This is a genomic window from Burkholderia sp. KL41 (assembly GCF_057005415.2).
In genome coordinates, this window is record NZ_CM174447.1 from 2,685,574 (window position 1) to 2,704,201 (window position 18,628).

General features: G+C 66.8%; 17 protein-coding genes. 5 read left to right on the forward strand and 12 right to left on the reverse strand.

Annotation, left to right across the window (positions count from 1 at the left end; translation table 11 throughout):
- Positions 1-32 precede the first annotated feature (32 nt).
- The 4 genes from PQB87_RS29365 to PQB87_RS29380 form a co-directional block, all read right to left on the reverse strand.
- Positions 33-1,211 (reverse strand): polysaccharide biosynthesis/export family protein, encoded by a 1,179-nt coding sequence (locus PQB87_RS29365; protein ID WP_059684471.1) that lies wholly within the window; start codon positions 1,209-1,211, stop codon positions 33-35.
- Positions 1,205-1,648 (reverse strand): low molecular weight protein-tyrosine-phosphatase, encoded by a 444-nt coding sequence (locus PQB87_RS29370; RefSeq protein ID WP_027791027.1) that lies wholly within the window; start codon positions 1,646-1,648, stop codon positions 1,205-1,207. The genes PQB87_RS29365 and PQB87_RS29370 overlap by 7 nt, the downstream gene beginning before the upstream one ends.
- A 30-nt stretch (positions 1,649-1,678) precedes the next feature.
- The gene (locus PQB87_RS29375) at positions 1,679-3,091 is read right to left on the reverse strand and encodes a UDP-glucose dehydrogenase family protein (RefSeq protein ID WP_059684473.1); all 1,413 of its coding nucleotides are present in this window, start codon (positions 3,089-3,091) and stop codon (positions 1,679-1,681) included.
- Between the two features lie 73 nt (positions 3,092-3,164).
- Complete coding sequence (locus PQB87_RS29380) at positions 3,165-4,538, reverse strand: undecaprenyl-phosphate glucose phosphotransferase (RefSeq protein ID WP_027791025.1); 1,374 nt, start codon at positions 4,536-4,538, stop codon at positions 3,165-3,167.
- 428 nt (positions 4,539-4,966) lie between these two features.
- On the opposite strand from PQB87_RS29380, the gene PQB87_RS29385 reads away from it, so the two are divergent.
- On the forward strand, positions 4,967-6,493 hold the full coding sequence (locus PQB87_RS29385) for a mannose-1-phosphate guanylyltransferase/mannose-6-phosphate isomerase (protein WP_111939180.1): 1,527 nt from the start codon (positions 4,967-4,969) through the stop codon (positions 6,491-6,493).
- Positions 6,494-6,619: 126 nt separating this feature from the next.
- Here the strand turns inward: PQB87_RS29385 and PQB87_RS29390 are convergent, their stop codons facing one another.
- From PQB87_RS29390 to PQB87_RS29425, 8 genes are all read right to left on the reverse strand, one after another.
- Positions 6,620-7,561 (reverse strand): DUF6566 family protein, encoded by a 942-nt coding sequence (locus PQB87_RS29390; protein WP_059684474.1) that lies wholly within the window; start codon positions 7,559-7,561, stop codon positions 6,620-6,622.
- Between the two features lie 744 nt (positions 7,562-8,305).
- Positions 8,306-8,887, reverse strand: coding sequence for a DUF3501 family protein (locus tag PQB87_RS29395; protein WP_174413263.1), 582 nt, complete (start codon positions 8,885-8,887; stop codon positions 8,306-8,308).
- A 31-nt stretch (positions 8,888-8,918) separates the two neighbouring features.
- Positions 8,919-10,256, reverse strand: a complete 1,338-nt coding sequence (locus tag PQB87_RS29400; RefSeq protein WP_027791021.1) for a heterodisulfide reductase-related iron-sulfur binding cluster — start codon at positions 10,254-10,256, stop codon at positions 8,919-8,921.
- 119 nt (positions 10,257-10,375) lie between these two features.
- Positions 10,376-10,798 carry a rubrerythrin family protein gene (locus PQB87_RS29405; protein WP_027791020.1) on the reverse strand — a complete coding sequence of 141 codons (423 nt, stop codon included), beginning with the start codon at positions 10,796-10,798 and terminating at the stop codon, positions 10,376-10,378.
- A 465-nt stretch (positions 10,799-11,263) separates the two neighbouring features.
- Positions 11,264-12,532, reverse strand: a complete 1,269-nt coding sequence (locus PQB87_RS29410; protein ID WP_489243095.1) for an RNA polymerase sigma factor — start codon at positions 12,530-12,532, stop codon at positions 11,264-11,266.
- Entirely contained in the window at positions 12,529-12,945 is a 417-nt protein-coding gene (locus PQB87_RS29415) for a VOC family protein (RefSeq protein WP_021164038.1), read from the reverse strand. Before PQB87_RS29415 ends, PQB87_RS29410 begins: the two co-directional genes overlap by 4 nt.
- Positions 12,946-12,980: 35 nt before the next feature.
- Positions 12,981-13,400 (reverse strand): YciI family protein, encoded by a 420-nt coding sequence (locus PQB87_RS29420; protein WP_027791017.1) that lies wholly within the window; start codon positions 13,398-13,400, stop codon positions 12,981-12,983.
- 125 nt (positions 13,401-13,525) lie between these two features.
- Entirely contained in the window at positions 13,526-13,879 is a 354-nt protein-coding gene (locus tag PQB87_RS29425; RefSeq protein ID WP_021164040.1) for a YciI family protein, read from the reverse strand.
- 204 nt (positions 13,880-14,083) lie between these two features.
- On the opposite strand from PQB87_RS29425, the gene PQB87_RS29430 reads away from it, so the two are divergent.
- The 4 genes from PQB87_RS29430 to PQB87_RS29445 all read left to right on the forward strand — a co-directional run bounded on the left by PQB87_RS29430 (position 14,084) and on the right by PQB87_RS29445 (position 18,591).
- On the forward strand, positions 14,084-15,967 hold the full coding sequence (locus PQB87_RS29430) for an ExeM/NucH family extracellular endonuclease (RefSeq protein WP_489243096.1): 1,884 nt from the start codon (positions 14,084-14,086) through the stop codon (positions 15,965-15,967).
- A gap of 285 nt (positions 15,968-16,252) precedes the next feature.
- Positions 16,253-16,639, forward strand: coding sequence for an ElaB/YgaM/YqjD family protein (locus PQB87_RS29435; RefSeq protein ID WP_021157600.1), 387 nt, complete (start codon positions 16,253-16,255; stop codon positions 16,637-16,639).
- Between the two features lie 64 nt (positions 16,640-16,703).
- Positions 16,704-17,288 carry a BPSL1445 family SYLF domain-containing lipoprotein gene (locus PQB87_RS29440; RefSeq protein ID WP_021157601.1) on the forward strand — a complete coding sequence of 195 codons (585 nt, stop codon included), beginning with the start codon at positions 16,704-16,706 and terminating at the stop codon, positions 17,286-17,288.
- Positions 17,289-17,538: 250 nt separating this feature from the next.
- Positions 17,539-18,591, forward strand: coding sequence for an AI-2E family transporter (locus tag PQB87_RS29445; RefSeq protein WP_027791014.1), 1,053 nt, complete (start codon positions 17,539-17,541; stop codon positions 18,589-18,591).
- Positions 18,592-18,628: the final 37 nt, after the last annotated feature.

The window sequence follows — 18,628 nt, forward strand, 5'->3', positions numbered from 1 at the left end:
TGCCGGGGCGGAGGTGCCGCCCCGGCGGGCTATCAGCGCGTGATTTGCCGCATGTAGAAGATCGTCTGGATCGTCGGCAACACCTGCTGCAGCACACGGTTGAACTGCACCGAGCTGGCCGTGCTGACGTAGACCACATCGAGCGGCTGAAGCGGGAAGCGGCTCGACAGCATCAGCGCATCGGGCTGCGTCATGTCGAGGCGGAACACTTCAGGCTTCGTCGGGTTGTCGCGCATGCCGCGCATCACGTAGATCTTGCGCGGGTTCGCATCGGTGTCGAGGATGCCGCCGCCGGCCGTCAACGCATCGGCGATGGTCAGCTTGCCCTTGAGCATCGGCACCGTGACCGGCGTCTTGACCTCGCCCATGATGAACACGCGGCTGTCGCTGCGATCCGGCACGTTGATGATGTCGCCCTGCTGCAGCATCACGTTCTGCCGCACTTCGCCGCGGTCGAGCACGCCGTTCGCGTCGAGCGTGTAGAGCTTGCCGTCGCGCGTCAGGCGCACGCGCTGCAGATCGGCGTCGGTGGTCGAGCCGCCCGAACGCGAGATCGCGTCGACCAGCGTCAGCGGCACGTCGCTCATCGCGAGCGGGCCCGGCGTCTTCACCTCGCCGGTCACCTGCACCTTCTGGCTGCGGAACGACAGCACGCGCACGTCGAGCTGCGGATTCTTCACATAACGCGCGAGTCGCGTGGCCAGCTCGTCACGGGTCTGCGCGATCGTCTTGCCCGCCACGTGGATGCGGCCGACGAACGGGAAGAAGATCGTGCCGTCGGCAGACACCGTCTGGCCATAAGGATCGGCCTGGCCCGGCAGCGACGACGAATAGGGTTGCTGCAGCGCGCCCGCGATCGTCTGCGTCGTGTTGCCGCCGCTCGAGAACGACTGGCCCTGCGGCGTCGTCAGCTCCGGGTGGTCCCAGACGGTGACGCCGAGGATGTCCTGCGGCCCGATGCGGTACACGTATTGCGACGGATCGGTATAGCGTCCGGGCGGCAGCGGATGATCGACCTGCGCTTTCTGCAGCTGGTCCATCACCACTTTGGCGTCGATGTAATGAACCGGATAGGTCTCGGCCGCTTGCTGCCGGCCTTCGTCCTTCAGGTTCGACGAGTCGAGGTAGTTGCCGGGCGCGGTTGCACAGGCTGACAGGAAGGTCGTCAGCGCGACGGCAAGCGCCACCGGGCGCATCGGGCGTTTCAGCATAGTTTCTGTAGCCATCCTTGAACCAGACGTTCGATCAGTGAGTAGCTCTCGCGGTAATCGGCCTCGGGGCCGCCGTGCGGGTCGGCAATCTCGGCCCCTTCCCACTTGCCGAGCAGGTGGACCTTGCCGCGCGCGAACGGATCGACCTTTTCGACGGCCGCGATCTGTCCGCGCTCGCTGACGAGAATCAGGTCGGCGTCGCGCACGATCCGGCGCGACAGCCGCCGCGAGCGATGGGTCGTCGCATCGACGCCCCGCTCGGCGAGCAGCTGCCGCATCACCGGATCGATGCCGTCGCCGTCGTTCGCATGCACGCCGGCCGAATGGAACGTCGGGCGCGGGCCGCCGCGCGACGCGGCGTGCGACTTGAACAGCATTTCCGCTGCCGGGCTGCGGCAGACGTTCGCGTGACAGACGATCAGGATGTTCCGGAACATGGCGTCTCGTAACGAGTGACGGGAAACGGGTTACGCGCTCGCGGGCGCGGTGCCCGGTACACGGGCGGCGACGGCCTGGCGCGAACCCGGCCGGCCGATCGGGTGGTATTCGATGCCCTGCTCGCTCATCGTCTCCGGCTCGTACAGGTTGCGGCCGTCGAAGATCACCGGCGCTTTCCACAGGCGGCCGAGCGCGACGAAGTCGGGGCTCTTGAAGATCTTCCATTCGGTGACGATCACGAGCGCGTCGGCATCGCGCGCGGCCTGCGCCTCGTCGTCGACGAAGCTCAGGCGCTCGAGCCAGCTCGGGTGATCGGCGAGATCGAGCGCGATCACGCGGCGCGCTTCCTCCTGCGCGACCGGGTCGTACGCGGCGATGCGCGCCCCGCGCGACAGCAGCTCGGCGATCAGCTCGCGGCTCGGCGCTTCGCGCATGTCGTCGGTGTTCGGCTTGAACGCGAGGCCCCAGATCGCGAACGTGCGGCCGGTCAGGTCCTCGCCGAAGCGGGCGACGATCTTCTCGGCGAGCACGCGCTTTTGCGTGGCGTTGACCGACGACACGGCCTTCAGGATCTGCAGTGCCTGCCCGTGCTCGTCGGCCGTGCGGATCAGCGCCTCGACGTCCTTCGGGAAGCACGAGCCGCCGTAGCCGCAGCCGGCATACAGGAAGTGATAGCCGATGCGCGGATCGGAGCCGATCCCGCGGCGCACGGCCTCGATGTCCGCGCCGAAACGGTCGGCGAGGTTCGCCAGCTCGTTCATGAACGAGATGCGGGTCGCGAGCATCGCGTTCGCCGCGTATTTCGTGAACTCGGCCGAGCGCACGTCCATGTACAGCGTGCGTTCGTGGTTGCGGTTGAACGGCGCATAGAGCTTCTTCATCAGCTCGCGGGCGCGCTCGCCCGGCACGTCGTCGTCGCAGCCGATCACGATGCGGTCCGGCCGCGTGAAATCGTCGACCGCCGCGCCTTCCTTCAGGAATTCCGGATTCGACACGACCGAGAACATCTGGTCGCTGCCGCGCTTCGCGAGTTCTTCCGCCACCGCCGCGCGCACGCGCTCGGCCGTGCCGACCGGCACCGTCGACTTGTCGACGATCACCTTGAAGCCCGTCATGTAACGGCCGATGTTGCGCGCCGCCGCGAGCACGTATTGCAGGTCGGCCGAGCCGTCCTCGTCGGGCGGCGTGCCGACCGCGATGAACTGCACGTCGCCGTGCGCGACCGCGGCCTCGATATCGGTCGAGAAGCGCAGGCGGCCCGCCGAGCGGTTGCGCGCGATCACTTCCTTGAGGCCCGGCTCGTGGATCGGCACGCCGCCGTTGTTCAGGATGTCGATCTTTGCCTGGTCGACGTCGAGACAGAACACGTCGTGCCCGATGTCGGCGAGACAGGCGCCGGTGACAAGACCTACGTAACCGCTGCCGATGATAGTCAGATTCATGATGTGTCGGACCTCTTGACCAATGATTCGAAATTCGTAAAACCGCGATGCCTGCGTGGCGCGGCCTCGGTACTCAGTACGCGTTGCTGCCGGTGAAGCCTTTCCAGAGCGTCAGCACGACGATCTTGATGTCGAGCCAGAACGACCAGTTCTGCATGTAGTACAGATCGAGCTTCACGCGCCCCATCATCTTCTCGATCTGGTCGGTCTCGCCGCGAAAGCCGTTGATCTGCGCCCAGCCGGTGATGCCCGGCTTGATCCGGTAGCGGAACATGTAGCCCTTGACGAGATCCTTGTAGATGTCGTCGTGCGCGAGCGCATGCGGGCGCGGGCCGACGACCGACATCTCGCCCTTCAATACGTTGATGAACTGCGGCAGCTCGTCGAGGCTCGTGCGGCGCAGGAACCGGCCGACCGGCGTCACGCGCGAGTCGTTCTTGGTCGCCTGCGTGACCTGCCCGGCCACTTCCTGGTGCACCTTCATCGAGCGGAACTTGTAGATCTCGAACTCGTGCCCGTCGATGCCCTTGCGCTTCTGGCGGAAGAACACCGGCCCGCGCGACGTCAGCTTGATCAGGCCGGCAATCAGCACCATCACCGGCGCGAGCGCGGTGAGCGCGGCCAGCGCGAACAGCCGGTCGAACACGAACTTCGGCAGGATCCGCACATCGGTGATCGGCGACGCCGCGAGGTTGATCGCCGGCACGCCGAGCACCTCGACCACTTCCTGGTTGAAGAACGACAGCGTGCGCACGTCCGGGATGAAGCGGATGTTGACGAAGTCGTGGCGGAACACGGTCACGATCTGGTGAATCCGGCGTTCCTCCGTGATCGGCAGCGTGAGCCACAGCTCGCTGATCGCGCGGCTGCGCACCAGCCACACCAGCGATTCGAACTGCCGCTCGATGCGCACGTCGTCGAGCGCGACCTCGCCCGGCGCTTCGCTTTCGTCGTATACGCACACCGGGTTGAAACCGGCTTCCGGCCGCGCCCGCATCTGCGCGATCAGCCGCCGCGCCGCCGGCGTACCGCCGACGATCGCGACCGCCTTCAGGTTGTAGCCGCCGCGGCGCAGCTGCCGCAGCACGACGTGCACGCAGGTTTTCGAGCCGGCGAGCAGCGCCATCGTCACGAGCGCCCAGTAACCCAGCCACAGCCGCGACAGGTCGCCCGACTGATGGAAGCTGAAGCTCATCAGGATGCCCGCGAGCTCGACCACGAGCCATGCGAACGCAACCCGGCCCACCAGCCCGACGAGACGCTTGCCGCGCCACGACTGGTAAATGCCGATGGCCGGAAAGAACACGACGACGAGCAGGCAGTCGAACAGCACCGTCGTGCGCTGCAGGTCGTTGAGCCAGATGCTGCCGTCGTGCAGTGCGGCGGCGATCAGCGCCCCCGCTACGACCATCGCGATATCGATGACTCTCGCCAGCACGCTCAACATGTCTGCTTCCTCTTTGAACAGGCGTTTGCCGAACAGCTCCTTGTGCGACCCGTGCCGCACATTCGATTCAAACGTTGCATGACGCTATTGAAGCGGTAAGAAAATTCCGCCTCAAGCGCACAAGTATTTCGAAAAATAATCGGAAATTCTTGCTGCGTAGTTTTTGAATTAAATCGGCATGTTTTCCCGAAATGATCGCGAATCGGGAATTTTTCGGAAGCTTTCCGGTTTCCGCTCACCCTTTGCGGGCGGTCAACACCAGCCGATTTACCGATTTATTTTTTATTTTTTTATTTGCACCGGATGCTGGCGTGGAAAATTCTTCCCGGTGAATGCCCGGCGAATATCAGGCAATGGGCCCGGTTTTATTGTCGATTTACTTCATGCTACAACGGCAGGCACTGACTTCAACCGTGGAGAGTGTCAACATGAATGCTCCGGCCGTGGCTGCCGAAACGCGCCATTCCCCTTCCGCCGCACCCGCCGCCGGCACGCGCGTCGCCGTGCAACCGGTGATTCTCGCCGGCGGCTCCGGCACACGCCTGTGGCCGATGTCGCGCGAGCGCTTTCCGAAACAGCTGATCGGCTTGCTCGGCGAACATTCGTTGCTGCAGTCGACCGCGCTGCGCCTCGACGGCCTGGCGGGCGATCATCCGCTGACCGACGACGTGCTGATCGTATGCGGCGAGGATCACCGCTTCACGACCGCCGAACAGCTGCGCCTGACCGGCAAGTCCGCGTCGATCATGCTCGAGCCGATCGCCCGCGACACCGCACCCGCGCTGACGCTCGCCGCGCTGCGGCTCGTCGCCGACGGCAACGACGCGATCATGACCGTGATGCCGGCCGACCATGCGGTGGCCGACCTGCCGCGCTTTCACGCCGCGGTCGCGGCCGGCGTGCACTGCGCGAAGCAAGGCCGGATCGCGACGATGGGCATCGTGCCCAAGCACGCGGAAACCGGCTACGGCTACATCCGCGTCGGCGCGCCGCTCGGCGACGCCGCGACGGGCAGCCTCGACGTGCGCCGCCTCGATCGTTTCGTCGAGAAACCGCATCTCGAACTCGCTCAGCAGTACGTCGCATCGGGCGAATACTGGTGGAACAGCGGGATCTTCATCGTGCGCGCATCGGTGTGGCTGAAGGCGATCCGCCAGCTCGAACCCGCGATCTACGCGGCCTGCGAACAGGCCGTCGCCCAGGGCAAGGCCGATGGCGATTTCTTCCGCGTCGATCGCGATGCATTCGCCGCGTCGCCGTCGAACTCGATCGACTACGCGGTGATGGAGCCGCTCGCGAGCCTGCCGCAACTGTGCGAGAGCGTCGTCGTGCCGCTCGACGCGGGCTGGTCGGACGTCGGCTCGTGGGATGCGATCTGGCAGATCTCGGAGAAGGACGAAGCCGGCAACGTCGGCCGCGGCCACGTGCTGCTCGAAGGCGCGGAATCGACGTTCGCGCATTCGGAAAGCCGGCTCGTCGCCTGCGTCGGCACGCAGAACCTCGTCGTCGTCGAAACCCCCGACGCCGTGCTCGTCGCGGACAAGTCGCGTGTGCAGGACGTGAAGAAAATCGTCGGGCGCATCAAGGCGCAACGCGGCGCGGAAGCGTCCGATCACCGCAAGGTGCATCGCCCGTGGGGCCACTACGACTCGGTCGACATGGGCGAACGCTTCCAGGTGAAACGCATCGTCGTGAAACCGGGTGCGCGGCTGTCGCTGCAGATGCACCACCACCGCGCCGAACACTGGATCGTCGTGCGCGGCACCGCGCGCATCACGCGCGGCGACGAAACGTTCCTGCTGTCCGAAAACGAATCGACGTACATCCCGCTCGGCGTGTCGCATCGCCTCGAGAACCCGGGCAAGATGCCGCTCGAGCTGATCGAAGTGCAGTCGGGCGCGTATCTCGGCGAGGACGACATCGTCCGCTTCGACGATACCTACGGCCGCCAGTAACACACATGCGCCCGGGGCGCCGCTTCGACGGCGGCGCCCCGGGCGATGCAGGCAGGCATGGAAAGACGGAGCTTCCGCGCGGGCGTCGTGGCACACGACGGCCCGCCCGTTTCACCGGTGCGGCGATCAGCCTACGCGGTACACGTATTCGCGACGCTCCTGCTGCACCGGATCGTTGCGGCTTTCGGACAGCGCGCTCGTGTGACGCTCGGCGATGAAGCGCTTGATGTCCGACTCCGCACGCGCGAGCGCGGACAGGCCGGCCAGCACCTCGCCTTGCGGCGCGCGTGCCGGTTCGTCGCTCGCGCCATGGCGATCGATCCACTGACGTGCCCAGTCGAGCGCGAACTGCTCGGCTTCCTCGGCATCGGTGAAGCGCGGGCCGATCAGGCCCGAACGCTCGACGCGCCGCTCGTCCTGCGAGATCTCGGCCCACGCGCGATACATCAGGTTCTGCACGGGCTGCGCGATGCCGCGGATCGTATAGCCGCGATACTCGTCGACTTGCGGTTCGGCCGCGGCGAAGCTCGCCGACGACGCACGCGCATGGCGCAACTCCACCGACCGCGCGCCCGGCACCACGAACGACGCGTCGGACGGCCGCGCCTCGGCGTCGTCCTGCATCGACGACTGCGACGCGCCTTCGCCATCCCAAACGTTTGCGTGCGCGACCGGCAATTGCCACGACTCGGGGTTTTGCCAGAACACGCCGCGCAAGCGATCGTTGTCGGGCACGGGCTCGGCACGGCGTGCGGGCACGACCGGCACCGGCGGCGGCGGGATATACGCGAACGTGCGCCCGCTGAACTGGGTCAGCACGTCGATCATCTGCAGCAGCGTGCCGGACGCCAGCCATTCCTCGTAACGGCGACGGCACGTCGGCCCGGACGGATAACGACCGGGCAGCTTCGACCAGGCTTCACCGGTCGTCAGGATCCAGAGCACCGCGTTGGCGACGACGCGCGGTTCGGCACGCGGACGCCCACGACGGTTCAGCCGGATGGGTTCATCGGCGATCAGCGTTGAAAGACGAAACCACTCTTCATCGTTAAGCTCATCGAAGAACATAGTAGATTTCTCCACGCAGCCAGGCCGGGGCTGCGATTGGCGGCGCCATCGCGACACATCGCGTCGCAGGGCGGCCAGGTTGCACATTATGCTTATCCGGTGTTGTGCATGCCGGTGCGACACCGCACTTTCACGGTGCCGCCATTCCCGGCAATGGCGCACAAATCACGGTCTCACTCCAATGTGGGAATTTTTGTGCACGAAGCATACCATCCCTAGGGTTTATCTCAATATGACAATGACTTAATGTTACGCACTGAAACAACCTGCCAAGGGTGCGTAATGTATTTACGCTTGAATTTTTTTGCGGGATCTTTATGCCCGACGCTGCAAAGGCCCGCCTGGCGGGGCTCTACAGCGTATGAAGAATGCCTGCGAATGGGCATTTTCGGGTCGCTCCGCCCCCTGCCGGCAACAATCCCGCGCATTGCTGCCCAACATCGGTAAATCAGGGAAAAAAGCGTAACAAGATATTCACGAATCGGTAAATCATTCAAATTCCGCCGATTTTAATTATCTCCGTGCACAATCTTTTTATTGTTTCTCTGCGAGTGATGAAAGCACGGTGACGTGCGATGCACGTCTTTCGCTGCATGCAAGTTCGTGACGCCTGTTACATCTTCGCGGCGGCAGGCGAGCGATGGTTCCGCATCATGTGCGGCGGTACCGTTTCGGGTCGGAACGGAAAAATGGAAACCGGTGCGCGGGACGCACCGGACGTGCGGCGGACGTGCGGCGGATGCGTCAGCGCAGATCGCCGGCCAGCGATGCGGTCACGTCCGCGTCCACGCGCTGCGCCGGCATCGTGTAGGCCGGGTGATCGCAGCCGATCGACAGCGCCGCCCCGCCCTTGAGCGCCGCGCGCATCGGCGCGTCGAGTTCGAAGCGCACGAAGTGCACGGCCGACGTCTTCTCGGCGTTGTCGCGCTCGAGATCCTCGTCGGCGATCGCATAAATGCGCGCGTACCCGTCGACCTGCAGGTACACGCGATCCTCGACACCGATCAGCCGCGCGAGCGCCGCGCGCCGTTCGACCTCGTGCTCATACTCGATCTGCATCGTCGCCTTCAGGTTCGTGCCGTCGGGCACGAGCGGCAGATACGCTTCCAGCTCCCCTTCGATGCCGGCCTGGTCGAAGATCTTCTCGATGTGCAGCATCTCCTGGATCTGATAGCGGATCGTCGTCTCGTCCTCGAACAGGAAGCGCAGGTGGTTGCCGAGGGCCACCGCGCGGCGGCGCTTGTACGCGACGAGCCGCGCGTGCTCGGCCTTGCGGATCTTCGCGTACGCTTCGAGCGTCAGCAGGGAGTCGCGGGTCAACGTCATGGGATGTCCTCGTGGGTCGGCCGGCGGCGGCTCAGATGCCGTATGCGCGGCGCAGCAGCGTGAGCGGATGCGCGAGCGGCGCGGACGGCAGCCCGTTGTCGTCGATGCCCTGCACGATGTGATGGCCGGCCAGCGCGCAGTCCGACGACACGAAATCCGGCTGCGGCTCGGCCATCGCCTTGAACACGGGCCCGCCGATCCGCATCGCGTCCGCATGAAACTCCTTTTTCACGCCGAACGTGCCCGCGTGGCCCGAGCAGCGCTCGACGACGTTCACGCGCGTATCGGGCACGAGCGACAGCGCGTCGGCCGTCTTGCGACCGATGTTCTGCACGCGCGCATGGCACGGCACGTGATACGACACGGTGCCGAGGCCCGTCTTGAAATCGGTCTTCAGCAACCCGTCGCGATGCCGCGCGATCACGTATTCGAACGGATCCCAGAATGCGTCGGCCACGGCACGCACCGCGTCGTCGCCGGGGAACATCAGCGGCAGCTCGCTCTTGTACATCAGCACGCAGCTCGGAATCGCGCCGATCAGTGCATAACCTTCGCGCGCATAGCGTTCGAGCACGGGCAGGTTCACGTCCTTCTTCGCGGCCACGCCGGCGAGATTGCCCTGCTCGAGCAGCGGCATTCCGCAGCAGGCTTCGCGCGTGACGAGCTCGTAAGGGATGTCGTTGTGCGCGAGGATCGCGAGCAGGTCGTGGCCGATGCCCGGCTCGTTGAAATTCACGTAGCAGGTCGCGTAGATCGCGACCTTGCCGGGCGTGCGTTCGCCGTCGCGCACGGGCAGGCCGTCCGACGGTTTCGCCGCGCGCCGGAACTTGCGCGGCGCGAATTCCGGCAGCCACGCATGGCGATCGACGCCGAGCGTCGCTTCGAGCGCATGACGCGCGGGCGGCGTACGGTTCACCGCGTTCACCGCCTGCGTGACGATCGGAATGCCGGCAAAGTGACCGAGGGCGTCGGTGTTCGACAGCACCTTGTCGCGCAATGTCGCTTCGCCGCGCTTGTAGCGCGCGGCCTTGCCGCGCAGCATCAGGTGCGGGAAGTCGACGTTCCATGCGTGCGGCGGCACGTACGGGCATTTCGTCATGTAGCAGAGGTCGCACAGGTAGCACTGGTCGACGACCTTGCCGAACGCCGCCTTCGGCACTTCCTCGATATCGCCCATCGGCGTGTCGTCGACCAGGTCGAACAGCGTCGGAAACGCGCCGCACAGCGACACACAACGCCGGCATCCGGCACAGATGTCGAACACGCGCGTCATTTCCGCGTCGATCGCGGCCTGGTCGTAGAACGCATCGGACTGCCAGTCGAGCGGATGCCGGGTCGGGGCTTCGAGACTGCCTTCCTTGTGGGGCATGGGGCGCTCCAGCGTGGCGCGCATGCGCGCCAGCGCCGCCCGCGCGATGCGGGCAGCGATGAACGAACAGCCGGCCGCTTGCCGGTCGCACGGCCTGCCGTGCGGCCCGCGGCGGCCCGTCAGTCGACGAGACTGTCCAGCGCCTTCGTATAGCGGTTCGCGTGGCTGCGTTCGGCCTTCGCGAGCGTCTCGAACCAGTTCGCGATTTCGTCGAAGCCCTCGTCGCGCGCCGTCTTCGCCATGCCCGGATACATGTCCGTGTATTCGTGCGTTTCGCCGGCGATCGCCGATTCGAGATTCTGTCGCGATGAACCGAACGGCAAGCCCGTTGCCGGATCGCCGACGGCTTCCAGGTATTCGAGATGGCCGTGCGCATGGCCGGTTTCGCCTTCGGCGGTCGAGCGGAACAGCGCGGCGACGTCGTTCTGGCCTTCGACGTCAGCCTTCGAAGCGAAATACAGATAACGCCGGTTCGCCTGCGATTCGCCCGCGAATGCGGCCTTCAGGTTCTCTTCGGTTTTGCTGCCCTTGAGCTGAGCCATTTGCGCCTCCGTTCGAGTCGGCGCGGCCGCGTGCGAAGCCGGGCCGATCAGGTATGTGGGGAACGATGCGTGCGCCGCGGCGCGCGTATCGCGTTCTTCAATCTAGGCGCTCGCGTTCGCATCCCCCAATAGGCTTTTTCAATCCGGACGATAGTCGGCGCGTTGCGGGGTGGGGTGCGATGCGTTGCGGGGTGGTGCGCGGGGTACGCGTGTGACGGGTGCGCGTGTGCGGGGTGCGGGGTGCGGGGTGCGGGGTGCGGGGTGCGGGGTGCGGGGTGCGGGGTGCGGGGTGCGGGGTGCGGGGTGCGGGGTGCGGGGTGCGGGGTGCGGCCTGCGCGTGTGCGTGTGCGTGTGCGTGTGCGTACTGCGTGTGCGTACTGCGTGTGAGTGCTGCGTGTGAGTGCTGCGTGTGCGTACTGCGTGCTGCGTGCGTGCCGCATGCATGCCGCGTACGTGCCGCGCGCCTCACGCGTCGGTCGCACGCCTGAGCAGCAATTCGCGTTCGCGCTCGTTGCGCGTCAGTTCCGCCGCGCGGCGGAATTCGGCCTTGGCCTCGTCGGCGCGGCCGAGCTTCGCCAGCAGATCGCCGCGCACGCTCGGCAGCCAGTGATAACGCGCAAGCGCCGGATCGTCGCGCAGCACGTCGACGAGTTCGAGCGCCGCAGCGGGCCCGAACGCCATCCCGACGGCCACCGCGCGATTCAGTTCGACGACCGGCGACGGCGCGACCTCGGCGAGCGCGTCGTACAGCGCGACGATCTGCGCCCAGTCCGTGTCCGCCGCCTGCCGCGCACGCACATGGCAGGCGGCGAGTGCAGCCTGCAACGCATACGGCCCGCGCACGCCGCCGAGCTTCGTCGCCTGCTCCAGCGCCGCGAGGCCGCGCCGGATCAAGAGCGGATCCCAGCGGCTGCGATCCTGGTCGAGCAGCAGGACGGGCCGGCCCTGCGCGTCGGTGCGCGCGTGCATGCGCGACGCCTGCAGTTCCATCAGCGCGACGAGCCCGAGCACTTCGCTCTCGTCCGGCGCCAGCCCGGCCAGCACGCGGCCGAGCCGCAGCGCCTCGTCGCACAGCGCCGGGCGCGTCCAGTCGTCGCCCGCGGTCGCCGCGTGGCCTTCGTTGAACACGAGATAGATCACCTCGAGCACCGACGCGAGCCGCGCGGGCCGCGCATCGGCGGCCGGCACCTCGAACGGCACGTGCGCGGCCGCGAGCGTGCGCTTGGCGCGCACGATCCGCTGCGCGATCGTCGGCTCGGGCGTCAGGAACGCGCGCGCGATCTCGCCCGTCGTCAGCCCGCCGAGCAGCCGCAGCGTCAGCGCGACGCGCGCATCGGTCGACAGCACCGGGTGGCACGACGTGAAGATCAGCCGCAGCAGATCGTCGCCGATGTCGTCGTCGCTCGCGTCGGCGAGCGCATCCACGATGTCGGGCACGACATGCGCTTCGAGCGCGTCCATCTCGTGGCCGAGCTGGTCGCGCTTCGCCGCGTGGAGCGACTCCTGCCGGACCCGGTCGAGCGCGCGGCGCTTCACGGCCGTCATCAGCCACGCGGCCGGGTTGTCGGGCACGCCGTCGACGGGCCAGTGCTCGAGCGCCGCGACGAGCGTGTCCTGCGCCAGCTCCTCGGCCACGCCGACGTCGCGTACCACGCGCGCGGCGCGCGCGATGATCTTGGGCGCCTCGATCCGCCAGACCGCTTCGATCGCACGGTGAGTCGCCTCGAGCGTCACGACGCCTGCCCCTGGGCGGACGCATCCAGCGGCATGGCCATCAGCTCCCATGCATGGCCGTCCGGATCGTCGAACCCGTGGCCGTACATGTTCGGATACTCGCGCGGCGCCTGCGGCGCGGACCCGCCGGCCGCGAGCGCCTTCGCGACGATCGCGTCGACCTCGGCGCGGCTGTCGCACGACAGGCACGTCAGCGCCTGCACCTGCGTCGCCGGATCGACGATGGTCTTGCCGGTGAAGGTCTGGAAAAACGGCCGCACGAGCAGCATCGCGAAAATCGTGTCGCTGATCTTGATGCAGGCGGCCTGTTCGTTGGTGTAGGCCGGCACGACCTCGAAACCGAGTGCCTGGTAGAACGTCTTCGCGCGCGGCAGGTCGGCCACGGGCAGGTTGATGAAAACCATCTTGTGCATGACGGATGCTCCGGTGAGATTGGATTCGGGTGGATTCAGGCCTGGGTGCGACCGACGTGGAGATCGCGGAACCGCTCGACCGCGTCGCTCGGGGTGAGGTCGTCGAGCTCGAACAGCGGCCGCACCTCGATCTCGCAGTCCATTTCGGCGCCGAACGGCGCGGGGAACCGGCGCGTCCATTCGAGCGCCTCGTCGCGCGAACGCACCTGGATCAGCGTATAGCCGGCGATCAGTTCCTTCGTTTCGGCAAACGGGCCGTCGATCACCGTGCCCTTGCCGCCCGTGTAGCGCACGCGCCAGCCGCGCGCGCTCGGCCGCAGCCCGTTCGCGTCGAGCAGCACGCCGGCCTTGGCCAGTTCCTCGTGGTAGACGGTCATGGCTTCGACCAGCCGGTTGTCCGGCAACGCGTCGGATTCGCTGACGGCGTTCGCCCGGATCATGATCATGAATCGCATCGTTTACTCCTTGTCATCGGTGGCAGGCGGCGCCCGTTCGGCGGCGCCTTATCCGGACGACGGCCGGAAGACGCGCGGATCGACACGTTCCGCGACCAATCAGGGTAAATACCGAGTCGCGGCATTCACAGGAAGCACGGGCCGACCGCGCGCACCTCGACCGTGCACCATTGCGCGGCCGGGCACTGGCGCGCGATCTCGATCGCTTCCTCGCGGGTGTCGACGTCGACGAGGAAGAAGCCGCCGACCATCTCCTTCACCTCCGCGAACGGGCCGTCGAGCAGGCGCGTCTCGCCGTCGCGCACCTGCACGCGCGTGCCGCGCTCGGAACGCTCCAGCGACTCGACACCGCGCAGCACGCCGCGCGCCTTCAGCGTCTCGGCGAAATCGACCATCCGCGCGTACAGCGCCTGGCCTTCGTCGAGCGTGCGCTCGGCGCGCTGGTCGGTCGGCTCGACAATCAACAGCATGTAAGACATGGATTTCTCCTGTGGGAACGGGGCGCGGCAGCGTGTGCTGCGCGATCGGGATGCGCCGTCGATGCAAAAGCGTAACAGCCGTCATGCGCCTTGCATCGTCGGCCGATCGGCACACTGGCCGGACGGCCAATTTGGCCGCTTCCTGACATTTTGCCGTCAAGATGCTTTCCCGAATCGTCGGATTTTCTTCCTGTGGACCGCCCCATGTCACGCCTGCTTTCGCCGCCTGCCGTTGCAGCGTTCATCGCCCTCTCCGCCCTCTCCGCCCTCTCCGCCCTCTTCGTCCTCCTCGCCGGGCCCGCCGCGGCCGCGCCGCCGGTCAGCGCCGGCTGCGGCGGCGCAACCACGCCGATTGCCGACCTCCGCGGCGCCGGCGGCCCGTCGCCGCTGGCCGGGCAAACGACCTCGATCGAAGCGGTCGTCACCGCGGCATTCACCGGCGCCGACGGCCTGGGCGGCTTCTTCGTCCAGCAGGCCGACGCGCAGCGACGGCACCGGCCGGGCGTCCCGGAAGGCGTGTTCGTGTACGCACCGAACGCGCGTGCTAAGGCCGGCGATCTCGTGCATCTCACGGGCCGCGTCGACGAGCGCTACGGCCGGACGCAGTTCACACTGTCGGGCGGCATGACCGTCTGCGCAAGCGGGCAGACCGTCACCCCGGCGACGCTTACGCTGCCGGTCGCCACGTTATCCGTGCTGGCCGCGCATGAGGGCATGCGTGTGCGCCTGCCGCAAACGCTGACGGTCAGCGATACCCACGCGCTCGGCCGCTACGGCAGCGTCGTCCTCAGCCACGGCCGGCTGCGCATCCCGACCCACATCGCACCGCCGGCCGAGGCCGCCACGCTCGCGGCAGCCAACGCACGCAACCGCATCGTGCTCGACGACGGCTCGAACCGCCGCGATCCCGCAACCGTGCGCTATCCGCCACCCGCGCTCAGCGCCGCCAACACGCTGCGCGCGGGCTACACGGTGCGCGGCGTCGAGGGTGTGCTCGAACTGCGCTACGGCGCATGGCGGCTGCAACCGGTTGCCGGCGCGGCGCCGGTCTTCGATGCCGCCTCGAACCCGCGTACCGATGCGCCGGCCCGTCATCCCGATGCCGACGCGCGCATCGTGTCGTTCAACGTATTCAACTATTTCAATGGTGACGGGCACGGCGGCGGATTCGATGCCCCGGCCGGCCGAGGAGCGAAAACGCCCGCCGTGTTCGCGCGGCAGGAGGCGAAGATCGTTGCGGCATTGCGCGCGCTGCGTGCCGACGTGATCGGGCTGATGGAAATCGCGAACAACGGCCATGGCGACACGAGCGCCGTGCGGCGTCTCGCCGCGCAGCTTGGCGAAGGCTGGCGCGCGGTCGATCCCGGCACCGCGCGCCTCGGCCGCGATGCAATCGCGGTCGCGCTGCTGTACGACAGCCGCACGGTCGAGCCGGTCGGCCGCGCCGCGACCGTCTCGCTCGGCGGCCGGCATCGCCCGCCGCTCGCGCAGACATTCCGGCGCATCGGCGGCACGCGTGCGTTGACGGTCGCGGTCAATCACCTGAAATCGAAGAACTGCCCGGACGCGACCGGCGCCGATCTCGACCAGTCGGACGGCCAGGGCTGCTGGAACGCGGCGCGCACGCGGGCCGCCGTGCGCATCGCCGACTGGCTCGCCGGATCGCCGACAGGCGCCGCGGCCGATGGCGTACTGCTGGTCGGTGACCTGAACAGCTACGCGAAGGAAGATCCGGTTCGCGCGCTCGAGTCGCGCGGCTACGCGAACCTGGTGGCGCGCTTCGCCGGCGATACTGCGTACAGCTACGTATTTCGCGGCGAGGCCGGCAGCCTCGATCACGCGCTCGCGACGCCGGCCCTGACCGCACGCGTCAAAGCCGTGCACGTCTGGCACATCAACGCCGATGAACCGTTTGCACTGCAACCCGTGCCCGATTACAAAACGGCCGCACATCGGTCGTCCTATTACGCACCCGACGCGTATCGATCGTCGGACCACGATCCCCTCGTCGTCGACCTCGCACTGGACAACGGCTCGCGAATGCCGGTCGCAGGCACAAACCCTGCTCGCCCGTACAGCGTCGATTAGTGCATTTGCATCAGCCCATCGCCTGCAATGGCACTATTTACCTGGTACCCCGGGCGACGCCATATTTACCGGGCATTCACTTCGTATCGCTTCTTGTTGCACGCGTTTCGCCCATTTGAGAATTTTTTTCAATCTTCGCGCGGCCCCGCGTGGCGGGGCTTCCCGGCAATTCCGCCAACGAATTGAAAATTTGTCTCGAAACTCAACCGGGCCAAGCGAATCACATTAGTTGCTGGGATTCGTCTTATCTTCAAATTGGCCTTGAATCGAAGGAGGATAAACACCATGGCGCTCACTGACTCGATCGAACACAAGCTGGACCGCGGCCTGTCCGACATTCGTCGCACGGGCCGGCGCGTGGGACGCACGACGCGCTCGGCCGCCCGCGACCTGCATGCCGACGTCACCGACGATCTGCGCGGGCTGGTAGATGAACTCGAAGATCTGCTGAAAAACGACGGCGACGGCGATATCGCCGCGCTGCGCAAGCGCGTGCAATCCAGGCTCGATGAAGCACGCGGCGCGCTCGACCATGCGTCGGGCAGCGCAGCCGCCCGGCTGCGCGATTCCGCCGAACGCGTGTCGCAGGTCGTGCAAGACAACCCGTGGCAAACCGCCGGCGTCGTTGCCGGCCTCGCGTTCGTTGCGGGCCTGCTCCTTGCCCGCCGTTGAACGGAGCCGGCCGTCCCGCCGCCCGCCCCGTCCGTCATCAATCAGACAAAGAAGGAGAAACGCCATGCAGAAGACCTTTGCCATGAAAGCCGCCGCCGCCGTCCTGCTCGGCAGCCTCGCGCTCGCCGGCTGCACGACCACCCCGGACAAGCCGGAAGGCGCCGCGGCCAGCGCGTCGAAGCGCCAGTCGATCGACGCCAGCGTCAACGCGACGCTCTCGCGTCTCTATTCGACGGTGCCGGGCTCGCGTGAACTCGTCGCGAAATCGCGCGGCGTGCTCGTGTTCCCGAGCGTGCTGCAGGCCGGCTTCATCGTCGGCGGCCAGTCCGGCAACGGCGCGCTGCGCGTCGGCGGCAGCACGGTCGGCTACTACAACACGTCGTCGCTGTCGGTCGGCCTGCAGGCCGGCGCGCAGTCGAAGGCGGTCGTGTTCCTGTTCATGACGCAGGATGCGCTCGACTCGTTCCGCAAGTCCGAAGGCTGGTCGGCCGGCGCCGACGCGTCGGTCGCGGTCGTGAAGGTCGGCGCGAACGGCGCGGTCGACTCCAACACGGCCACCGCACCGGTCGAGGTGCTGATCCTGACCAACGCCGGCCTGATGGGCGACCTGTCGGTGAACGGCACGAAGGTCACGAAGCTCAACATCTGACGATGCGGCACGCGGCGTTGCGCCGCGTTTGCTTCCCGGCAGCGCCGCGGCCCCGGCCGCGGCGTTTTCGCATGTGCCGCGCGTAGCCGCTATGATGGCGGCACCTTTGCGGGCATACTCCGGTTCGGGCCGCCCGGCGGATGGCCGCCCGCAGCGCGTTGCGCCGTGAACCCGTGACGATCGCGAACCGATCGCGCACGGGGCAACGAGATTCAATCAAACCACGCATCAATCTGCGCGAATGTCATCCATGGATAGCGGACACGACCACCAAAAATTCTTCTATTTCCTGCTGGCCGCGGTCACCGTCGGACTCTGCTGGATTCTCACGCCGTTTTCCGGCGCCGTGTTCTGGGGCACCATACTTGCGATCCTCTTCCAGCCCGTGCAGCGGTGGCTCGCCGCACGCTTCGGCAAGCGGCGCAACCTGGCCGCGCTCGTGACGCTGTCGCTGATCGTGCTGATCGTGATCCTGCCGCTCGTGTTCGTCGCCGCGACGCTCGTGCAGGAAATCGCGTACGTGTACCAGGAAATCAAGACCGCGCAGCCGAACTATTCGCAGTACTTCCAGGACATCATCCACGCGCTGCCTACCTCGATCCAGCACCTGCTGCAGAAATACGGCCTGAGCAACCTCCCGGGCATCCAGAAGAAGCTGACCGATGGCGCCGCGCAGATCAGCCAGCTCGCGGCAACCCAGGCGCTCAGCATCGGCCAGAACACCTTCCAGTTCGTCGTGAGCTTCGGCGTGATGCTGTACATGGTGTTCTTCCTGCTGCGCGACGGCGGCGAGATCGGCCGCCGCGTGCGCCGCGCGCTGCCGCTCGACGACGAGCACAAGAACCTGCTGCTGGCCAAGTTCACGACGGTCGTGCGCGCGACGGTGAAGGGCAACATCGCGGTCGCGCTCGTGCAGGGCGCGCTCGGCGGCCTGATCTTCTGGATCCTCGGGATCGAAGGCGTCGTGCTGTGGGGCGCGCTGATGGCGTTCCTGTCGCTGCTGCCCGCGATCGGCGCGAGCCTCGTATGGGTGCCGGCCGCGCTCTACTTCCTGATGATCGGCGCGGTGTGGAAATGCGCGATCCTCGTCGCGTTCTGCGTGGGCGTGATCGGCCTCGTCGACAACCTGCTGCGCCCGATCCTCGTCGGCAAGGACACGAAGATGCCCGACTGGGTCGTGCTGATCTCGACGCTCGGCGGGATGGCGCTGTTCGGCATCACCGGCTTCGTGATCGGGCCGCTCGTCGCCGCGCTGTTCATGGCGAGCTGGGACATCTACGCACGCGCCGAACAAGGCGAATGACGCAACGCGTGGCCACGTGCCACGCCCCAGCGGACAT